The organism is Humibacter soli (assembly GCF_054779035.1).
On the sequence record NZ_BAAGYX010000001.1, the window covers coordinates 1,687,016 to 1,706,500 of the forward strand.

Here is a 19,485-nt window from a genome sequence, read left to right on the forward strand (position 1 = left end):
CATGCGCGACGACATTCCCACCGAGCGGGGTCCGGCCTGGGCCGAGCATCTTCCCGATCCGCTGTCCGTCTCCGCGGAGGACGTACGTGCCCGCCTCAGCGGCGCCCGCAGGCTGATCGTGCTGGACGACGACCCCACCGGCACCCAGACCGTGCGCGACGTACCCGTGCTCACCTCGTGGCGCGCAGAGGATGTCGAGTGGGCGCTCGACCAGGGCGGCGCCGGGTTCTTCATCCTGACCAACACGCGGAGCCTCGGCGAGGGCGACGCCGCCGAGCGCAACCGCGAGGTCGCGACCGCCTGCTACGCGGCCGCCCGGCGACGCGGCATCGACATCGCTTTCGCGAGCCGCGGGGACTCGACCCTGCGCGGGCACTTCCCGCTCGAGACCGACGTGCTCTCCGAGATCTCGGCCGGCACGGGCACGCCCGTCGATGCCGTGCTCCTCGCCCCTGCCTACCTCGACGCCGGGCGCATCACCCTGAACGGCACGCACTGGCTTCGCGACGCCGAGGGCCTGCACCCGGTGGGCGACAGCGAGTTCGCCCGCGACGCGACGTTCGGCTACCGCTCATCGTGGCTGCCGGAGTGGGTCGCCGAGAAGAGCGACGGCCGTATCGCAGCCGACGCGGTGACCGTCGTGGGGCTGGACGCGATCCGGTCTGCCGGGGCGCCGCTGGCATCGGTGTTGCGTGCATCCCGTGGAGGAGCCGTCGTCGTGATCGACGCCGTCACGGATGACGACCTGCGGTCGGCGGTCCTGTCGGCGCTCGATGCCGAATCCTCCGGCATCCGCATCGTCTACCGCGTAGGACCGTCGTTCGTGCGCGCCAGGCTCGGCCAGGAATCGCAGCCACCGCTCGACGACCTCGAGCTCGCGCACCTTCTCAAGACGGCAGGCGGTTCCGCGACCGTCGCTCGACACGGACTCGTCGCGGTCGGATCCCACGTCGACCTCTCGAACAGGCAGCTCGCAGCCCTCACGGCGTCCCGTGAGGTGCACGCCATCGAGCTCGATGTCGAGCGGATTCTGGGCGACGACGCGCAGGCGCACATCACGGAGATCGCCTCCCTCGCGGCCGCGAGGCTCGACGACTGCGTCACCATGATCAGCACCTCGCGAGGCCTGCGCAGGGGCGCGGATGCCGCAACGAGCCTCGACCTCTCCCGTCGGGTGAGCGCAGCGCTGACCGAGACGGTGCGCAGGGTCGTCGACGAGCGCCGTCCCGCCTACGTGATCGCCAAGGGCGGCATCACCTCGTCGGATATCGCGACCGACGCGCTCGGCATCTCCCGCGCCCGAGTCGTTGGCTCGATGCTGCCAGGCATCGTGTCGGTCTGGCAGGCGGCCTCCGGCCCCGCGACCGGGCTCCCCTACGTAGTCTTCGCCGGCAACGTGGGCGACGACACGAGCCTCGCGACGGTGGTCGACGACTGGGAGCGAGCGCGCGAGCTGGATTGAGCCTCGAGGCTCGTCGTCATCGGTCTCGGGCGAGCAAGGGAAAGATGTACGCGAGGGCTTCGCGGAGCCTGGCGATGGCCTCCGCACCGCTCAGATGGCTGAGGTTGCCGATCTTCGGTGCGTCGGGATCAAGTCCGTGGATCAGCGTGTCGGCCCCACCGACATATGCCTTTGCGAGCGGAGAGAGCGGCAGATCAGGGGGAAGCATGGCTTCGTCGAAGTCCGGAACCGGCTGCGGCAGCACGCGCGGCCAATCCTCCGGCCGTCGGGGGCGGTCTCGGGTGAAGATCGGTCGCAGGTCCGGTGCGTTCCCATCACGCGCCGTGAGGGGTGCGCCGAGGTCCCAGCGCTCGCGCAGCGTGCGGATCACCGAGGTGTGCTGGTGGAATCCGTTGATCACCGTTCGCTCGTCGATCCACGGCGAGATCGCGATCGCAGGAAGCCTGACTCCCATGCGGTCGAACGCGAATCCGAACTGCCCTGGTCCGGCATCCTGGTCGGGGATCGGCGCGGCGGGCGGCGGTACATGATCGTAGGTGCCCCCGTGTTCGTCGAACACGACCATCAGCAGGGTGTTGGACCAGTTGGAGCCTTCGTCGCCCGACGAGTCGCGCACGGCGTTGTAGACCTTCGCCAGCAGTGCCTCTCCGCCCAGCAGGGATGACGGTGCGTCGACGACGAGGCCGGGGATGAGCGCTGCGAACGGCGGGTGCATGTCGTTGTGGCCGTGCAGCAGGTTCGGCTCGATGAAGGAGTACGTGGGCAGAGTGCCGTTCGCGGCATCCTCGTAGAACTGATCGGTCGTGACGAAGTTGGTCGCGAAGCGATTCTTGAGGCGGGCCGCGTGGATGAGCGCCGTGAAGGAGACGGGGTTGCCGGGATCGACGTAGACCTTCCAGGTGAGCCCCTTGGACTCGAGTCGTTCGAAGATCGTCTCGGCCGTGTTGCTGCCGGGAAAGCTGCTGTACGGCGAGTTGACGACCAGTCCGGAGGCCGACGCCGCGTTGAAGAACGACCTGTTCGTGAACGTCTGCGACGGCACCTCGGCGAACCAGTGGTCGAACGTTGCGAAGCCTCGTGCGAGCGTCGACAAGACGGGCATCTGCTCCGGGGTGTAGCCCTGCATGATCTGCGCGTACTGCTCGTAGGTGGGCTGTCTGCCGTTCTCCGCCGTGAAGGCGCTGATGTAGTCGATGACGAACCCGTCCATCGACGGCGTGGGCAGCGTGCCGGAGGGCAGGTTGTACGGCGCGGTCATCCGTTCCGCCAGCACCTCTCGGTTGTCCGGCGGATCGATCAGGCCGAAGAGCTGCGTGTTGACGTGTTGATACTCCTCACCCGGATCCGGGTTCGGGGTGTCCATCGTCGCCGCGATCCCATACGGGACGGATCCGCGCTCGGCGCCATCTTCGGCCCACTCGGGAATCGGATTGGAGAGGTCTCGGCCGATCACCCCCTCGAACGAGTCGACTTCACCGGGCTCGTAGAGCCTCCCCAGCAGGTTGTCGAAGGAGCGATTCTCGAACATCACGACCACGACGTGATCGAGTGCTTGGCTGCGGTCGGGCGAGCGCATGAGCATGCCTTTCTCTCAGGGGAGCGGGTGGAGCACGTGAGGCGTGCGGGTCGAACTCACGCCTGGTCCGGCCGCTCGAACTCGGTGTCGAGACCGCCCTGAGCGGCCGCGGAACCACTGCGGCCGCCGCCGTAGCCGCGGAGCACGAACGCCAGCACGACGGCGACACAGGCGCCGAGCACCGGACCGGCCACATAGACCCAGTAGTCGCTGAAGTTCAGCGCGACGAGGTCGGGACCGAACGTGCGAGCCGGGTTCATGGACGCGCCCGAGATCGGGCTCCCCCAGAGGCCCGCGAGCGCGATGTATCCGCCGACACCGAGAGCGCCGATCACACCGAGGTTCTGGGCGCCCGACGCGGTGCCGAGGATGACGCTGACGAGTCCGAGGGTGAGGAGCGCCTCCATGAGGAACGCCTGCACCGACGAGTACCCATGCGCCGGATAGTTGGAGCCATAGCTCGCCGACACCCCGATCACGCCGCGCAGCAGCCACGCCGCGAGGGTCGCCCCGACGAGCTGCGCCAGAATGTAGCCCGGCACACGGCGCCAGGGGAAGTCGCCGCGCAACGAGAACGCGAGGGTGACCGCGGGATTCAGGTGTGCTCCCGAGACCTTGCCCATGAAGAGGATGATGCCCAGCACCATGAGCCCGGGTGCGACGACCGCTGCGGTGCGGCTGATCGTGCCGGGAAACGCCTGGCTCATCATGCCGCCGCCCGCCGCGACGATCACGAGCAGGAACGTGCCGTACACCTCCGAGAACAGACGTCGCCACTCCTGCCGCGGGTTTGCGAAGTCGTTCATCGGCTCGATGACCTCGGCTTCGAACCATCGCTCGAACCTCAGCCTGACGCGGAGATTGTCATGCTCACTCATCGCTCCTCCAGAAGGGATGCCGGAGCCAACACTGGTCCCGGGATCGCACGCTGCCGATCCGGGTCGGGCGGCGTTGCACGACGGGCGTCAGGCGGTCATACGCGGGAAAGCGTAGACCCGGCTCTCCTCCGAATGCACGCAGACGTTCCTGTCCACCCGCCATATCTGGGGCATTCCGGCGCGCCCTTCGACCATCGGAGTGGACGGTCGTAAAACGCTAGAGACGGTTCACCGCGGTCACGCGCAGCACCGCGGCGCCCGCATCGTCCGACGCTGCGAGGTCCACGTCGGCAGCGATGCCCCAGTCGTGGTCCCCAGCGGGGTCGGCGAGGATCTGCCTCACGTGCCACACCCGGTCGGCGCCCGAGTCGGATGCCCGGGCATCGGTCTCGTCGACGATGAGCATCGCCGCACTCCTGGCATCGGCGTCGGTGCCGATCTCGTCGTGCTCGGCGTAGTACGCGTCGAGGGCATCGGCCCAGGCATCCTCACCGAATTCCGGATCCAGCCTGCCGAGCTCGTCCGCGCGATCGAGCGCGGCCACCTGCACCCGGCGGAACAGCTCGTTGCGCACCAGCACCATGAAGGCCCGCCGGTTTGCCGTGACGGTGCGCGGTGCAGGGGGGACGATCGCGGTCTCCTCCGCGTGGCGGGCGGCGTCGGGATGCACCAGCTCTGCCCACTCGTCGAGCAGGCTGGAGTCCACCTGGCGCACCAGCTCGCCGAGCCACTCGATCACGTCGTGCAGCTCGTCGCTCTTGGCCTCGTCCGGCACGGTCTGGCGTAGCGCCCTGAACGCGTCGGAGAGATAGCGCAGCACGACGCCCTCGCTGCGGGCGAGCGTGTAGAACGACACGAACTCCGCGAACGTCATCGCCCGCTCGAAGAGGTCGCGAACGACCGACTTGGGGCTCAGCTCGAAGTCGCGCACCCACGGCTGGCTGGCGCTGTAGGTCTCGAACGACTGCTGCAGGATGTCGGCGAGCGGCTTCGGCCAGGTGACCTGTTCGAGCAGCTCCATGCGCTCCTCGTACTCGATGCCCTCGGCCTTCATGGCGGCGACGGCCTCACCCCGTGCGAGGTGCTGCTGGGCGATCAGCACGGGTCGTGGGTCATCCAGGGTCGCCTCGACGACCGAGACGACGTCGAGCGCGTAGTCGCCTGTGCCCACACCGGCGGTAGTCGACCGCTCCCCCGTCGTCGCCGAGCGTTCGACATCCTCTTCGGCCGCGAACAACTCGAAGGCGGCGAGCGCGAATGGCGACAGCGGCTGGTTGAGCGCGAAGTTCGGCTGCAGATCGACAGTGAGACGGGGCGTTCCGTCGTGGCCCTTCTCGACCACCTCGGCCGTCACGAGCGTCCGGTAGATCCCGAGCGCCCGCCTCGCGAGCTCGAGCTGTCGTTTCCACGGCTCGTGGCTGTCGAAGATCAGGGCCCGCACGTTGCCGAACACGTCGCCGCCGCGCGCGATGACGTTGATGATCATGGCGCTCGTGATCTGCATGTGCGGCGTGAGGGTCTCGGGCTCGGCGGCGATCAGGCGCTGGAACGAGGGCTCACCCCACGACACGAACCCCTCAGGGGCCTTCTTGCGCACGATCTTGCGCTTCTTCTTCGGGTCGTCGCCCGCCTTCGCCGCGGCGCGCGCGTTCTCGATATCGTGCTCCGGAGCCTGCGCGACCACCGTGCCTGCGGTGTCATAGCCGGCACGACCTGCCCTGCCTGCAATCTGGTGGAACTCTCGAGCGGTGAGCTGCCGCATGCGCGTTCCGTCGAACTTGGTGAGCGCGGTCAGCAGAACGCTTCGGATCGGCACGTTGATGCCGACGCCGAGCGTGTCGGTTCCGCAGACCACACGGAGCAGGCCTCGCTGGGCGAGCTGCTCGACGAGCCTGCGGTACTTCGGCAGCATGCCGGCGTGGTGCACTCCGATGCCCAGCCGCAGCAGCCGCGACAGAGTCTGGCCGAATCCCGAGGAGAACCGGAATCCTCCGATCGCGTCTGCGATGGCATCCCTCTGCTCGCGGCTGGCGATGGATGCCCCTGCGAGCGCCTGCGCCCGCTCGAGTGCTTCTTTCTGGGAGAAGTGCACGACGTAGACGGGTGCTTTGCCGTCATCCAGCAGCTCGGCGATCGTCTCGTGCACCGGCGTCAGCACGTATTCGTAGTCGAGGGGTACCGGACGTTCGACGCCCGTGACCGCAACGGTCTCCCGGCCGGTGCGCCGAGACAGATCATCCGCGAGACCGCTCACGTCTCCGAGGGTCGCGCTCATCAGCACGAACTGTGCGCGTTCCAGGATGAGCAGAGGTACCTGCCACGCCCATCCGCGGTCGGGGTCGGCGTAGAAGTGGAACTCGTCCATGACGACCTGGTCGACCGGTGCATCCGGTCCGAGGCGCAGGGCGAGGTTGGCCAGGATCTCCGCGGTGCAGCAGATGATGGGGGCATCCGCATTCACCTGCGAGTCGCCGGTCATCATGCCGACGTTCTGCGCCCCGAAGGTGTCGGCGAGCGCGAAGAACTTCTCCGAGACGAGGGCCTTGATGGGCGCCGTGTAGAAGGTGCGTCTGCCGTCGGCGAGCGCTGCAGCGTGCGCTCCGACCGCGATAAGCGACTTGCCAGTGCCTGTCGGTGTGGAGACGATCACGTTCGCACCGGAAACGATGCCGATCAGGGCTTCTTCCTGCGCGGGATACAGAGTGATGCCGCCTTCGGCCGCCCATTCGCCGAACACGTCGAAGACCTCGTCGGGCGAGGCGAGACCCTTTACCCGCTCATCCAGCCTGACGCGTTCCTCGAGCCCTGTCTCCCCGTCGACGCGGATGCTCTCGGCCGGGCTCACCCCCTCAGATTACTGACTCCGTCCCGACTACCGACCCGACGCTCTCCCCGGCTACCGGTCCGAAGCCGCGTCCGCTACCGGCCGGACGCCGCCGAGCCTCCTGGCGGGGTGAAGAGCCCTTCGATCGGCTTGTCGAAGAGGTGCGAGATGCGGAACGCCAACGGAAGCGATGGATCGTACTTCCCGGTCTCCAGCGCGACGACCGTCTGCCGGGACACCCCGAGATGTTCCGCTAGGGCCGCTTGGGTCCAGCCGCGTGCTTCCCGTTCCGAGCGGATCAGATTCTCCATTCGGTCGTGCTCGATCAGGCCTTGGGAGCACCGGTCAGGAGGTTGGTGAACTCCCACGCGACGATTCCGAGCAGGGCGACGGGCCATCCCGCGTTGGGCACAGGGAGTCCGGCCGCGCTGAGGGTGCCGACCGTCACGGCGGCGAATACCGTCACGGTGAAGCCCACGGCCAAGCCGGGGAAGAACAGCTTCACCTGGTACTCGTCCAGCTGACGAACGCGCAGCACCACAACGACGACCATCCACGCCATGAAGAGCAGCGGCAGCACCACCCAGACGACGCGCCACGGGCTGTTCGTGTGCCCCAACTGGTACAGCGCGAGATTCGCGAGCAGGTAGCAGGCCGCGCCGACCCAGATGCGGATGCGGAACACGCGCCGTCGACGGAGCTCGGTGGGTGACTCTCCGCCGGTGTCAAGGTCGCTTGTCATGTCTCTATGGTAGGTCGGCTCGCGGCGCGAGTCAAGGAGACTTGACATCGGAGCTCTGGACCTCAGCGCCTCGAGCTGTTCGAGGTGCGACCCCGCACGATGCCGATGAAGGTGTCGATGCGGTACTGCTCCGACTCGGTGCGCGCCGGGCTCGGATCGCTCAGCCAAGCCAGTGCGATCGTGGTGGGGTCGGCATCCCTCACCGATCGGGCGACGAGGTCTCGCCTGGCGTGCAGCCGCGCCACGGACTGCGGCAGCACCGTGCATCCGACCCCGGCCGCGACGAGTGCGAGCGTGTCCTCGACCTGCGGATCGAACGGATGCACGGGCCCGCCGAGTTCGCGCACCTCGGCGAGACTTACCTCGTCTGCGGCCGCGATCGCGTGGTCCTTCGGTACGACGACAACGGGCTGTTCCTCATAGAGCGGGATGGCGTGCAGCCCAACCCGGTCGATAGGGAGCCTCACGAACGACATGTCGGCGCGTCCGTCGCGCAGCACCGCGATCTGATCCGGCTCGTCGACGAGGAGGAGTTCCAGCGGCACACGCCGCATCCGGTCCTCCCAGATGCGCGCCCACTTGGCAGGGGTCACGCCGCGCACATACGCCAACCGGAACGGCGCCACTACTGCCTCCCCTGTCGCGATACCCGCCCGCCCGCTGAGCGCGGCGGCCCGCCCACGATATCGCGCCCTCCGTCGCCACGAGAGGACTTCGACGTCGGGTCGCTTCTCGTCGGAATGCCTCGGAGTGACGGCACGACGGGTCCACAATTCGGCGCGGCCCTGCGAATTGTGGGTCGCAATCGTCGTCATGCAGCGGCGAGGCGACAGTTGGGGGCCACAATTCGACCGGGCGCGGAGCAGAACTCGACGAGTGGGACGGGCCTCACCCTCGGTAGCCTTGAGGGATGAGCGACCAACTGCAGCCCGGGCCGGGCGCGATGAAGCCCGCGACCGCCGCGAAGAAGCTCGGCGTGTACCTGCCGGCGACACCCGAGGACTTCCAGGCGTCCGCGATCACCCGCGAGCAGTTCGCCGCGCTGCAGTCCGACCCGCCGGAGTGGCTCGTCGAGCTGCGCCTCAACGGACCGCACCCCCGCGACGTCGTCGCACGCAAGCTCGGCGTGTCGGCGAGCGGGCTCGCCCGCGCAGACATGACGGATGCCCTCACCACCGAGCAGATCCGCACGCTCCTCGCCGCGCCGCCCGAGTGGCTCGTACGCGAGCGGGCGACGCAGGCCGCGGTGCGCACCGAGAACGCCAGGGTGAAGCAGCAGAAGGCGGATGACGCCCGCCGCGCCCAGGAGCGCTAGGCAAAAACCAATGGTGGGCACCGCTCGCTACGCAGGCGTCGGCTCCCTGCGTGCCAGATAGGCCGCCTCGGTACGACTCGTGGCACCGAGCTTTCGCAGGATGGCTGACACATGCACACTTGCGGTTTTGGTGCTGATGTAGAGGCGTTCGCCGATCTGCTTGTTGGTCATCCCCTGCGCGATCAGATCGAGCACCTGGCGCTCACGATCGGTCAACTGCGATGTCACGTCGCGAGCATTCACCAGCTCGCTTCCGGACTCTAGCCCCGCGCGATCGGCGAACTCGTCGAGCCAGCGCACGATGAGCCCTGAGCCGAGTGTCTGCGCGAGAACTCGCGATTTCGACGACTCCTCCTGCGCCGCGTGGCGATCACCGCGCCCGACCAGTGCCTGAGCAAGACGGAATCTCGCGTACGGCTCGAGGTGCGCGGGAGCCAGCGGCGACATCGCAGCTACGACGGCAAGCCGCCATGCCTCGACATGTGCTCCCCCGTCACCGAGCTCCGCCTCGAAGAACGGCACCCACACCGGCGCGGTCGGCCACTGGCTTGCCGATGCCAGCACCTCTCGAAGCCCCGACTCCGCCGAATCGAGGTCGATGTGTTCAACGACGTCGCCGTTCGACCCCGCTGACTCGCGACGAGCAGCGGAGCGGAGCAGTGTCAGTGCCCGTGCGGCGTCTGCAAGCAGCGGCAGGTCGTATCCGCTCATGGCGCGATGATCGTGCAGCAGAACGCTGACGGCTCGCCAGGCGCGCTCCACATCTCCAAGCGCGAGCGCGATCTCCGCTTCGACCCGGGCACCGCCGAGACGGGACTGCACCTCGATCTCCGACTGCACGCTCATGGTCGGATTCCACACCCGGAACAACTCGTCGGCACCCTCGGGATCGCCCGACCAGGTGAGCAACCACAGCTTCATGCGCTGCAGGTGAACGCGGAACCCTGGCGGCGGCGTGAGCGCGAGAGCCGGCTCGAGCAGCGCGACGGCTTCTTCCCACCTTCCGAGCGCGGCAAGCGGCTCGACGGTGTTCGAGGCGAGGATGACCCCGCTGGTGCGCTGCACGCCGAGCTGCTTCGCCCGCTCCGCCCCTGCGTTGCCGAGCTCGACGGCGTCGCCGTAGCGGCCGATCAGGTGCATGACGTCTGACGTGTTCACGCGATATCGCAGCATCGCACCGTCGCGGGTCGCGGCAAGCTCGCCCGCCAGCTGGAGGTCGGCGAGGCCGTCGTCGATCCGTCCCATCCCGACGAGCGAGACACCCCGGATGTTGTGCGCAACGGATTGCCTCGACAGCGACCCGGCGCGCTGCGCCTGCTCGAGCGCCTGGGACGCCACGTCGACAGCCTCGAGATACCGGGCCTCGAGCATCAGGCGCCCCGCGAGATCGTTGAGCACCACGGCCGTCGTGTCGGAGCACGAGTCGTCGTCGAGGCTCGCAAGCGCCTCTTCGAGCAGTGCTGTCGATCCCGGACGGCTCAAGGCCGCGAGGTAGCGCGCCTTGTCGGCGAGCAGCTCGGCGCGCAGTTCCACATCGGCCGGATCGCACTCGCGCAAGGCTTCGTCGATGACGGCGAGCGCACGTTCGCCGTCGCCCGCGTCGCGCAGCGACAGCGCCGTCTCTTCGAGCAGCGCGACATGGCTCATGCCGGCAACGGATGCCGGATCGGGAACGTGCTCCCACAGCTCGAGCGCCTGCTCACCCATCTTCGCCGCACGCGCGAACGCGTATGCCTTGCGCCCCTGACGCATCGCGTCCAGCGTCGCAGGGAACGCGCTGATCGGATCGTGCGCCTGAAGCCGATGCTGGGCGATCTCGTGAGCGACCGCGCCACCCCCGGCATCGATCGACTCGAGGGCGTCCGCGAATGCCGTGTGGTAGCGCACCCGCTCCCCCGGCAGCACCTCGCCGAGGATGGCCGTTCGCACGAGCGCATGCCGGAAGTCGTAGCCCGTCTCGCAGACCACCACAAGGCCGCCGTCTACCGCTGAGCGGACCGCGGCATCCAGCTCGTCGGCGGAACCCTGATGCACGAGGTCGAGCAGATCGTGGTCGACGCAGAGACCGCCGACCGCGAGCAGGCGGAGCATCCTCTGCGTCGGCTCGTCGAGCCGGTCGTAGCGAGCGAGCAAGAGCTCTCTCAGCGTCTCGGGGAGGTTTCCGGAGTGCAGCCGCCCACGCTCGATGCCCGCCAGCTCCTCGACGAAGAACGGCACGCCCTCGCTACGCTCGAAAAGCTCGTCGATCTCCGAAGCCTCGATGCCGGTCTCAGATGACACGATCTCCGCCACCTGGGCGGCGACCTGCTCGCGAGTCAGCCTGGAGAGCTCCCAGCGAGTGAGCCGCCGGGTGCGCTCGAGCTCGGGGAGCACCGGGCGCAACGGATGCCCGCGCACGATCTCGTCGCTGCGGTACGTGGCGATGATCAGGATGCCTGCCCCCGTGAGCATGCCCACCAGGAACCGCAGCAGCTCGATGGTGGCCCGGTCGGCCCAGTGGATGTCTTCGACGATGAGCACCAGCCTGTGCTCACGCGCCACGTTCTCGAACAGCACGGCGATCAGCTCGTACAGGCGTTCGGAGCCGGTGCGCTGCGGCATGCCCTCTGCCGAGGACAGTTCGGGCAGCACGATCGTCAGCACACCCCTCGCCGGACCCGCGGCCTCGAGCAACGCGTCGGTGCCGATGGCGGCGGCGAGCTCTCTGATGATCGCGACGAATGGCGCGTACGGCGCGCTCTCCGCGCCGAAGTCGACGCACCTGCCGGTGAGTACGATCGCTTCGCCCGAGACTTCCGCAGCGAACTCGCTGACCAGCCGGGTCTTGCCGATGCCGGCTTCACCGCCCAGCGCGACGGCTCGTGGCTCGTCAGCGCTGCGCCGGTACTCTGCCCGGAGCGCCTCCAGATCGGCCTCTCGCCCGATCATTCTTGCGCTGCTGATCGGTGTTCTCACATAGTCGATGGTGCCACGGACCACCGACAAACCGAGTCGCGGCTTCGGCGCAGAAGGGCTCACCTCGAGGCGTGGGCGATCCGAAGCCGCCCACCCACTCGCAAGCCCGACTTGCGGGTCGTTCCGGCCTCCGGCTCGGCGTCCGCCGCGACCCGCTGAGCCAGGGTCTCGCGCTGCATGCGCTCGCGCTCCAGTTGGGCGTAGTACCGCTCGCGGTCGGAGTTCAGAGCCGCGACATGAGCATCGTTGTACATCGTCTTCACCTTCGTCTTGTGCTTATGAGACGATGCTCGCGGCTAAGGTAGGGGCTCCGGATCGGGCGGATGCCCTATCTTTCGATCCCCCTCAAGAGGACCGCCTAAGGCGGTGCGTCAGAGCTCGCAGCGAGCGCCCCGTCGAAGCGGGCGGAGGCACATCTGGAGTCGTTTGCGGAGGCGGCGCGCACAGGGAAGGAACGTCGGATGGCGGAAGAACGCAGGCGCATTCTCGCCCGCGTGGTCGGCCGTGTTCAGGGCGTCGGATTCCGCTATTCCTGCGTGCTGGCGGCTCGCGAGGCGGGCGTCGCCGGATGGGTGCGCAATCGGGCGGACGGCAGCGTAGAAGCCGCGTTCGAGGGCTCCCCCTCCGCAGTTGACGCCATGACGTCATGGCTGCGACACGGCCCAGCCGGAGCGCAGGTGCTCTCGGTCGAGCTCACCGAGCAGCCGCCGGAAGGCGCGTCCGGCTTCGAGATCCGCTGAGCCTCAGCGCCCCCCGAAGAACGCCGACAGGGCCCGAGCCAGTCGCTCAGGGTCGTCCACATGGCACATCTCGCGGGCCGAGTGCATCGAGAGCAGGGCGACCCCGACATCAACGGTGCGGATGCCCAACCTCGTCGCCGTCAGCGGGCCGATCGTCGTGCCGCACGGCACGTCGTTGTTGGAGACGAACTCCTGGTACGGCACGTCAGCCGCGTCGCACAGGCGTGCCCAGAGCGCCGCACCGTGGGCATCCGTCGCATAGCGCTGGTTGGCGTTGATCTTCAGCAGCGGCCCGCCGCCGGCGATCGGTCGGTTCACCGGGTCGTGCTTCTCCGGATAGTTCGGATGCACGGCGTGGCCGGCATCCGCCGAGACACACCACGACGCCGCGAACGCCCGATTCCTGTCCTCGACCGTCGTGCCGGCATCCGCTCCGCTCGCAACGCCCAGCGAAGCGCCGATGCGGGTCAGCACATCGTCGAGGATGGGCCCGTTCGCGCCGGAGCGCGACTCCGAGCCGAGCTCCTCGTGATCGAAGGCGACGAACACGCTGATGTGGCCGGGCTGCGGGTCACGCCCGTCGCCTGCCTGCTCGATCAACGCGTGCAGACCGGCGTAGACCGAGCTGAGGTTGTCGAGGCGCGGCGACGCGTACAGGGTGCCGTCCACTCCGAACACGCGCGGCGGCTGCGTGTCGCAGGTCACCAGGTCGTATCCGGCGATGTCGGATGCCTCTACTCCGCTCTCCCGCACGATCTGCGCGAGCAGATCGGCCTCGTGCACCTCGCCGACGCCCCAGACCGGGGCCGTGTTGCGCTGCTTGTCGAGCTTCACGCCGTCGTTGTTGACGCCGCGGTCGAGGTGCACGGCGAGCTGAGGGATGCGCAGCAATGCACCGCTGCGAACGAGGTGCTCCGTGCCGTCGGCGGTCACGACTCGGCCGGCGAGTTCGAGCTCGCGGTCGAGCCATGAGTTCAGGAGCGGACCGCCGTAGACCTCGACGCCCGCCTGCAGCCATCCAGCCGTGCCCGTGGTGGGAAGCGGCTTGAGCTTGAATCCGGGCGAGTCCGTGTGCGCGCCGACGATGCGGAACGGGGTCGTCGGTGTGGCGTCCGCGGGGATCGCCCAGGCGATCACGGCGCCGTCTCGCACCAGCACGCCGCGGGAGGCGACGCCCGGCTCTTGCGCCGGCCAGGCGCCGGACTCGTCGACGCGGGCGAACCCGGCCTCTCCAAGCCTCCTCGCCGCTTCTGCTGCTGCGTGATACGACGACGGTGCTGCCTGGACGAACGCGCTGAAGTCCTCGAGGAAGGGGGATGCCATGGGTCTCATGCTCCCATGTGTCACCCCGTGCCACTTCTCGGGGCACGCGTCCTACGCTGGCGAACATGACCAACGTGACCGACTCCGTGCGCGACATCCCGCTCACCACCATCGACGGCGAGACCACCTCGCTGCGTGCCTACGACGACAAGGCGCTCCTCATCGTGAACGTCGCCTCCCGCTGCGGGCTCTCGCCGCAGTACGGCAAGCTCGAGGCGCTGCAGGAGGAGTACGCCGATCGCGGCTTCACCGTTCTGGGATTCCCGAGCAACCAGTTCTTGCAGGAGCTGGGCAGTGAGGATGCCATCAAGGAGTACTGCTCGACGACCTGGGGCGTCACCTTCCCGATGTTCGAGCGCATCAAGGTGAACGGCAAGTCGGCGCACCCGCTCTACCAGGAGCTGAAGAAGACACCGGATGCCGCAGGCAAGGCCGGCCGCGTCACGTGGAACTTCGAGAAGTTCCTGCTCACCCCCGACGGCGAGGTGATCCGCTTCCGCCCGAAGACCGAGCCGGATGACCCGTCCGTGATCGGAGCCATCGAGGCAGCGCTGCCCGCGGCAGCGGCCTGAGGTCGACGGGCCTGGTGTTCTGCAGTCCTGTGTTCTGAGGGCTCGGTGTCTGAAAGCACGTGAGAACGGCGTGACCTAGGCTGTGAGCCGTGAAAGCGCTCCTTCCCGTCGGCATCGTGCTCGTCGTGATCGGCCTCTTCGGCGGCTTCGGTTACCAGATCATCGTCGCGATCAGCACGGGGTTGCCCACGAAGGGCGTCGGCTGGCTGCAGACCTCCGGGTTCGTCGTCGCGGCGCTTGGCGCGGTTCTGATCGGCATCTACATCGGTCGCCGTCGCAAGCAGCGCAGCAACGCGGGCAACGGACCTCGCTGATCATCCCTCGACGAGCGTGATGAACGCGCTCAGCTCCGCGACGCCCTCCGGCCGGTGCGGCAGGTACTCGGTGAGCTGCGGCGAGTAGATCAGGAACGCAGCCCACTCCGCACGCGAGATCGCGACGTTCAGCCGATTCTTCATGATCAGGAATCCCATGCCACGGGGCGCGTCGAGTGCTGACGACGCCGCGAGCGAGACGATCGCGACCACGGCCTCCTTGCCCTGGAACTTGTCGACCGTGCCGACCCGCACGCCGTCGTATCCGGCGGCCATGAGGGCGTCGTGCACGCGGCTCAGCTGGGCGTTGTAGGGGGTCACGACGATGATGTCGTCATCGGCGAGCATCCGTTCGCCGTCTTCCGATCGCCAACGTCTCCCGACGAGGTCGGCGACCAGGGAGACGACACGCTCGGCCTCCACGTGTGACGACGTGGAGTCGCCGTCGTGCACGACGGGCAGCGGGTGCAGACCGGGCTCGATGCCCTCGAGGTGGCGGGCTTCGGCGTGGGGGTGCGCCCTGAGCCTGTCTTCGTAGGACAGACGCGAGACGGGCTCGGCGAGTGCTGGATGCATGCGTCTGGTCTGCGGAAGAAAGAAGCCGAGCTCGCCGGGGAGCACATCGTGGCCCGCGCTGATCCAGCCGAGCGCCGACTGGTCGACGGGCTCGGGGTGCAGCCCCTGGCTCACCTGCGGAAGCTGCTGCGGATCGCCGAGCAGCAGCAGGTTGCGCGCGGCGACGGCTGCCGCCGACGTGGAGGCGAGCGAGAACTGGCCGGCCTCGTCGATGACCAGCAGGTCGAGGCTGCGGGCAGGAACGCGTGCGGGGTTGCTGAAGTCCCAGGCCGTTCCCCCGATCACGAAGCCCGTTTCGAGGTGGTCGAGGGCGAAATCCAGATGCCCGTCTTTCTCCAGCACGGTGAAGGGCGTCGACGCGTCTGGCTCCGAACCGCTTTGCGGCACCTTGCCGACCAGATCCGCGTCAAGCTGGGCCGTCGTGACGACCTCGGCGAGCAGGTTCTCCACGACAGCGTGAGACTGCGCCACGACACCGATCTTGCAGTGCCGGTCTCGAACGAGCGCCGCGATGACGTGCGCACCGAGGTACGTCTTGCCCGTTCCGGGCGGGCCCTGCACCGCAAGGTACGAGTTGTCGAGGCCGCCGACGGCATCCGTCACCACGCGCACCAGTGAGTCTGCGGCTGCCCCTTCTGCACGGTCCGCCACAGGTGCTCCGTTCAGCCGCGGCGGGACCCGCCGCAGCAGATCGGTCACCGGGTCGCGCGGCCACTCCGGCTGAGCATCCACGATCGACTGCGCCCACGACCGTATGGCCTGGTCTTGTGCGCCGGCACGAGGCGGAGGGCCAGGGGTCAGCGCGCTGGGCAGCACGTCGTACGGATCCGTGCCGGCAGGCAGCCTCTCTTCGATCAGCACCCAGTCGTCGCCGACCTCGACGGCGGTCACCGACCGCGCGCTCCGCGCCCCCGGCTCGCCGCCGTACGCCGGGAACGGCCCCGGGTACTCGTAGACGGCGTACGGCTCCGCTCGCGCCTTGAAAGTGCTGCCAGGGCCGAATTGCCCGTGCAGCCGCACCAGCCGTCGGTCGACCTTCTGACCGGGCTCCTGGTACCAGTCCCGCTCGACGACACCGCCGTCGACGATGAGCACGTCTCGCGTGTTCGCCCAGGCCTCGACGGGTTCGGCCAGCCGGGCGAAGTGTCCCCACCAGAAGCTCTTCTGCTCGCGGCGGTGGTAGTCGAGCGTCGCCGCTGCGAATGCGGCCGCCGTCTGGTCGGCGCCGCGGGACTGCGCGAGATCGGCTCCGTGCGGCCGCGTGGCATCCGGGCCCCACTCGTGCGGCGCCGCGGGCTCGCCGGCGAGCGCGAGCAGGTCGTCGCGCAGTGTCGACGGCTCCAGCTCTTGCACATGACGCTCGGGAGCAGGAAGCCCGATCGGCACTCCTGCTTCTCTGGCATGGCCGAGCAGGTAGTCGCGAAGGCGCAGCGTCGACAGGCAGTCGTACTCGTTGTAGTGGGCGATCGCGTCGAGCATGCGCTGCCCGGTCGCGATGTCACCCGTCAGCATGAGCCTGCGCGCCGCTGCATACTCCTCGATCGACGTTCCGGCGTCTTGCACCTCGCCGCTGCGCAGCTGCGCGCCCATGTAGAGCGGCTCGAGCTTCTTGATCGAGTACGACCTCGAACCCACTCGGAGCGCCTTGCGCACGATCGGGTACAGATCGACGAGCACGTTGTCGCGAAGCAGGTCATCCACTGCGTCTTCGCCGACGCCGTGCCGTGCAGCCAGCTGCAGGAGGTGTGTTCGCTCGTACGACGCGTAGTGGTAGATGTGCATGCCGGGATGCTCGCTGCGACGCCGCGAGACATCGTCGAGGAAGGCGATCAGCGCCTCGCGCTCCTCCGCGAAGGTGTGCGCCCAGAACGGCAGGAACGCGCCGTCTGTCTGAAGCACACCGAAGAGGTAGTCCAATCCCCACTGCTCTCGTGACGACGAGCCACCCTCGAATCCTGGCTCCGTGTAGAGCGGGTCACCCTCGAAATCGAAGAAGATGTCTCCGGGGTCGGGCTCCGGGAGCGCGGCCAGCGCCGGAGCGTTGTAGACGCGGACAGGCGGCGGACCGCCAGGGACCGCAGAGAGCTGCAGCCTGGCCTGCTCGCTCTGGGCGTCGAGCGTCGCAGTGGCGATGCCCTCGACCTCCGTTCCATCGTCGCGAGCGGCAAGATCGTCGATGGTGCGGATGCCCGCCGCCAGCAGGTGCGGTCGTTGCGTGACGCGCACCCCGGCGACCAGCAGCACATCGCGGGTCGCTTCGACTTCGGCCGCACACGTGTCGCAACGGCCGCACGCCGCGAACCGCTCGTCGCCCCACCGCACCATCACGCCATCGGCGAGGTGCTCGCGGACGATGCCGTGCAGCCGCTCGATGCGCTTGCGATAGACCGGAACGATGTCGCTGAGCCGGTGCCTGCTCTCGCTCCCGTCGCCGAGCAGAAGGAGCACCTCGTCTGCCGGACGGATACCGATGCGCTCCAGCTGGCCCGCGTACCCGGCGACCTGCAGCAGCGCCGTCACCTTGGCCCGTCTGGCGAGCTTGGTGTCCTCCACCCGGTAGCTGCCGTCGGGCTCACGCACGATGAAGTCCGCGTAGCCGACGAAGGCGATCGGCGTTGCATCCTGATCGGCCGAGTCGTCGGGGGCGTCATCGAACGCGTCGAAGAACACGCCCTGGTACACGACGGGAGCGCCCGATCGGAACGCCTCGGCCGTAGCAGCCGCCGCCGCGGTCAGCTGGGCCGCGTCCGGGTGCTCCGGCCGTTCGAAACGCGCTACGCCCTCGCCGAACTGCGCGACGTACCGATCGAGCACGCGGCGCTCGTGCTCGTCGCCGAGCCGGGACGTGCGCTCGAGCATGGCGTCGGCCGGCCGCACGACCTGCGGCCCCCAGCCGAGCCGACCGTCGAGCCGTCGGAGGAAGTCGAACTCGCACGTCGACGCCGTCGTGAGATCGCTCGGGCTCAGAACCACGGTGGCGTCGTCGAGGAGGAACATGCCGCCACGTTAGCGCCGGCCACCGTCATCCCGCGGAGCTGTGCACAACGCAACGGCCGCCGCCTCTCGGGAGGGAGAGACGTCGGCCGTTGCGGCTACGTCAGGGGCGCCGGCTCAGCGACCGCCCTCGATGCGGCGGTCACGCTGCCGAACGGCGGGCTCGCCGTACGGGTAGGGCTCGACGCGGGGCGCGCTCGCCTCGTCGAGGGCTGCGAGCTGGTCATCCGTCAGCTCGAGGTCACCTGCTCCGAGATTGTCGTGCAGCTGCTCGACCGTGCGGGCACCGAGGATGACGCTCGTCACCGCCGGCTGCGCGAGGAGCCACGCCAGTGCGACCTGCGACCTCGACGCGTCGAGCACGTCGGCGATCTGGGTGACGACGTCGAGGATGCGCCACGTGCGCGGGTCGTCGTTGCGTGCCTGCCACGCCTCCATGCCGCGCTGCGGGTTCTCACCGAGCCTGGTCGCACCGGTCGGCGGCACGTCGCGCTCGTATTTGCCGCTCAGCCAGCCGCCGCCGAGCGGCGACCAGGGAAGCAGCCCGACGCCGGCGTCGAGGGCTGCCGGCACGATCTCGTGCTCGATGCCGCGCACGATCAGGTTGTACTGCGGCTGAAGTGTGACCGGTTCCGCCCAGCCGTGGGCGCGTGCGACGTGGACGGCCTTGGTGAGCTGCCATCCGGTGAAGTTCGAGAAACCGTAGTAGTTGATCTTGCCTGCGCTGATGGCGTCGTTCAGGAACCGCAGGGTCTCGTCGATCGGGGTGAGGGCGTCGGAGGCATGCAGCTGGTAGAGGTCGATCGTCTCGACGCCGAGCCGCTCCAGCGAGTCGTCGAGAGCGCGCGCGAGGTGACGACGCGAGAGCCCAAGGTCGTTCGGGCCCTCCCCCATCGGGAAGCGTCCCTTGGTGGCGATGACCACCTGCTGCGCCTCGGTCGGGTGCGCGGCCAGCCAGCGGCCGACGATCTGCTCGGAGACGCCCGAGCTGTAGACATCCGCCGTGTCGATGAGCGTTCCGCCAGCGGCCACGAACGCGTCGAGGATGGCGTGCGACGCCTCCTCGCTCGCCTCGTTGCCGAAGGTCATGGTGCCAAGGGTGAGCTGCGAGACGGCCGTTCCGCTGCGGCCGAGCGTGCGGTAGAGCATGGTTCTCCTCGATCGGATGGGGTTTCCGATCACCGTAGCGGGATGCTCCCCGACCCCGCGCGACG

The 19,485-nt window shown here is 68.5% G+C and carries 16 protein-coding genes; 5 read left to right on the top strand and 11 right to left on the bottom strand.

All coding sequences use genetic code 11. The features are described from left to right. Position 1 precedes the first annotated feature (1 nt). Positions 2-1,462, top strand: a complete 1,461-nt coding sequence (locus ACYVDN_RS07895) for a four-carbon acid sugar kinase family protein (protein WP_460570125.1) — start codon at positions 2-4, stop codon at positions 1,460-1,462. 16 nt (positions 1,463-1,478) lie between these two features. On the opposite strand, the gene ACYVDN_RS07900 is transcribed toward ACYVDN_RS07895, so the two are convergent. The 6 genes from ACYVDN_RS07900 to ACYVDN_RS07925 all read right to left on the bottom strand — a co-directional run bounded on the left by ACYVDN_RS07900 (position 1,479) and on the right by ACYVDN_RS07925 (position 8,075). Further along, positions 1,479-3,038, bottom strand: a complete 1,560-nt coding sequence (locus ACYVDN_RS07900; RefSeq protein ID WP_460570127.1) for an alkaline phosphatase family protein — start codon at positions 3,036-3,038, stop codon at positions 1,479-1,481. 56 nt (positions 3,039-3,094) lie between these two features. Further along, complete coding sequence (locus ACYVDN_RS07905; RefSeq protein WP_460570129.1) at positions 3,095-3,916, bottom strand: MIP/aquaporin family protein; 822 nt, start codon at positions 3,914-3,916, stop codon at positions 3,095-3,097. Positions 3,917-4,133: 217 nt separating this feature from the next. Beyond that, positions 4,134-6,761 carry a DEAD/DEAH box helicase gene (locus tag ACYVDN_RS07910; protein ID WP_460570131.1) on the bottom strand — a complete coding sequence of 876 codons (2,628 nt, stop codon included), beginning with the start codon at positions 6,759-6,761 and terminating at the stop codon, positions 4,134-4,136. A 74-nt stretch (positions 6,762-6,835) separates the two neighbouring features. After that, positions 6,836-7,138, bottom strand: a complete 303-nt coding sequence (locus tag ACYVDN_RS07915) for a helix-turn-helix transcriptional regulator (protein WP_460570133.1) — start codon at positions 7,136-7,138, stop codon at positions 6,836-6,838. Further along, positions 7,066-7,482, bottom strand: a complete 417-nt coding sequence (locus tag ACYVDN_RS07920) for a hypothetical protein (protein WP_460570136.1) — start codon at positions 7,480-7,482, stop codon at positions 7,066-7,068. The genes ACYVDN_RS07915 and ACYVDN_RS07920 overlap by 73 nt, the downstream gene beginning before the upstream one ends. A 62-nt stretch (positions 7,483-7,544) precedes the next feature. Beyond that, positions 7,545-8,075, bottom strand: a complete 531-nt coding sequence (locus ACYVDN_RS07925) for a LysR substrate-binding domain-containing protein (RefSeq protein WP_460570138.1) — start codon at positions 8,073-8,075, stop codon at positions 7,545-7,547. Between the two features lie 350 nt (positions 8,076-8,425). On the opposite strand from ACYVDN_RS07925, the gene ACYVDN_RS07930 reads away from it, so the two are divergent. Beyond that, on the top strand, positions 8,426-8,797 hold the full coding sequence (locus ACYVDN_RS07930) for a DUF5997 family protein (RefSeq protein WP_460572289.1): 372 nt from the start codon (positions 8,426-8,428) through the stop codon (positions 8,795-8,797). A gap of 27 nt (positions 8,798-8,824) precedes the next feature. Here the strand turns inward: ACYVDN_RS07930 and ACYVDN_RS07935 are convergent, their stop codons facing one another. Beyond that, on the bottom strand, positions 8,825-11,725 hold the full coding sequence (locus ACYVDN_RS07935; protein WP_460570140.1) for a helix-turn-helix transcriptional regulator: 2,901 nt from the start codon (positions 11,723-11,725) through the stop codon (positions 8,825-8,827). An 86-nt stretch (positions 11,726-11,811) separates the two neighbouring features. Then, positions 11,812-12,006: a hypothetical protein gene (locus ACYVDN_RS07940; protein WP_460570142.1), complete on the bottom strand. Its 195-nt coding sequence runs from the start codon at positions 12,004-12,006 to the stop codon at positions 11,812-11,814. A 207-nt stretch (positions 12,007-12,213) separates the two neighbouring features. Between ACYVDN_RS07940 and ACYVDN_RS07945 the strand changes: the two genes are divergently transcribed. Further along, complete coding sequence (locus ACYVDN_RS07945) at positions 12,214-12,492, top strand: acylphosphatase (RefSeq protein ID WP_460570144.1); 279 nt, start codon at positions 12,214-12,216, stop codon at positions 12,490-12,492. Positions 12,493-12,495: 3 nt separating this feature from the next. Here ACYVDN_RS07945 and ACYVDN_RS07950 read toward each other — a convergent pair whose 3' ends face one another. Further along, entirely contained in the window at positions 12,496-13,815 is a 1,320-nt protein-coding gene (locus ACYVDN_RS07950) for a M18 family aminopeptidase (protein WP_460570146.1), read from the bottom strand. 65 nt (positions 13,816-13,880) lie between these two features. Here ACYVDN_RS07950 and ACYVDN_RS07955 point away from each other — a divergent pair, with 65 nt between their 5' ends. Further along, positions 13,881-14,387, top strand: a complete 507-nt coding sequence (locus ACYVDN_RS07955) for a glutathione peroxidase (RefSeq protein WP_460570148.1) — start codon at positions 13,881-13,883, stop codon at positions 14,385-14,387. A gap of 89 nt (positions 14,388-14,476) precedes the next feature. Next, positions 14,477-14,701: a hypothetical protein gene (locus ACYVDN_RS07960; protein WP_460570150.1), complete on the top strand. Its 225-nt coding sequence runs from the start codon at positions 14,477-14,479 to the stop codon at positions 14,699-14,701. Here the strand turns inward: ACYVDN_RS07960 and ACYVDN_RS07965 are convergent, their stop codons facing one another. Both ACYVDN_RS07965 and ACYVDN_RS07970 read right to left on the bottom strand, forming a co-directional pair. Next, entirely contained in the window at positions 14,702-18,274 is a 3,573-nt protein-coding gene (locus ACYVDN_RS07965; RefSeq protein WP_460570152.1) for a TM0106 family RecB-like putative nuclease, read from the bottom strand. It abuts the gene before it with no gap. Positions 18,275-18,388: 114 nt separating this feature from the next. Continuing rightward, on the bottom strand, positions 18,389-19,420 hold the full coding sequence (locus tag ACYVDN_RS07970; protein ID WP_460570154.1) for an aldo/keto reductase: 1,032 nt from the start codon (positions 19,418-19,420) through the stop codon (positions 18,389-18,391). Positions 19,421-19,485 lie beyond the last annotated feature (65 nt).

Excerpts from the sequence above, each read along its gene's own strand:
- ACYVDN_RS07895 (WP_460570125.1), top strand. The coding sequence starts at position 2 with ATGCGCGACGACATTCCCACCGAGCGGGGTCCGGCCTGGGCCGAGCAT.
- ACYVDN_RS07900 (WP_460570127.1), bottom strand. The coding sequence starts at position 3,038 with ATGCGCTCGCCCGACCGCAGCCAAGCACTCGATCACGTCGTGGTCGTG.
- ACYVDN_RS07905 (WP_460570129.1), bottom strand. The coding sequence starts at position 3,916 with ATGAGTGAGCATGACAATCTCCGCGTCAGGCTGAGGTTCGAGCGATGG.
- ACYVDN_RS07915 (WP_460570133.1), bottom strand. The coding sequence starts at position 7,138 with ATGGCCCGTCGCCCTGCTCGGAATCGTCGCGTGGGAGTTCACCAACCT.
- ACYVDN_RS07920 (WP_460570136.1), bottom strand. The coding sequence starts at position 7,482 with ATGACAAGCGACCTTGACACCGGCGGAGAGTCACCCACCGAGCTCCGT.
- ACYVDN_RS07930 (WP_460572289.1), top strand. The coding sequence starts at position 8,426 with ATGAAGCCCGCGACCGCCGCGAAGAAGCTCGGCGTGTACCTGCCGGCG.
- ACYVDN_RS07935 (WP_460570140.1), bottom strand. The coding sequence starts at position 11,725 with ATGATCGGGCGAGAGGCCGATCTGGAGGCGCTCCGGGCAGAGTACCGG.
- ACYVDN_RS07940 (WP_460570142.1), bottom strand. The coding sequence starts at position 12,006 with ATGTACAACGATGCTCATGTCGCGGCTCTGAACTCCGACCGCGAGCGG.
- ACYVDN_RS07945 (WP_460570144.1), top strand. The coding sequence starts at position 12,214 with ATGGCGGAAGAACGCAGGCGCATTCTCGCCCGCGTGGTCGGCCGTGTT.
- ACYVDN_RS07950 (WP_460570146.1), bottom strand. The coding sequence starts at position 13,815 with ATGGCATCCCCCTTCCTCGAGGACTTCAGCGCGTTCGTCCAGGCAGCA.
- ACYVDN_RS07955 (WP_460570148.1), top strand. The coding sequence starts at position 13,881 with ATGACCAACGTGACCGACTCCGTGCGCGACATCCCGCTCACCACCATC.
- ACYVDN_RS07965 (WP_460570152.1), bottom strand. The coding sequence starts at position 18,274 with ATGTTCCTCCTCGACGACGCCACCGTGGTTCTGAGCCCGAGCGATCTC.
- ACYVDN_RS07970 (WP_460570154.1), bottom strand. The coding sequence starts at position 19,420 with ATGCTCTACCGCACGCTCGGCCGCAGCGGAACGGCCGTCTCGCAGCTC.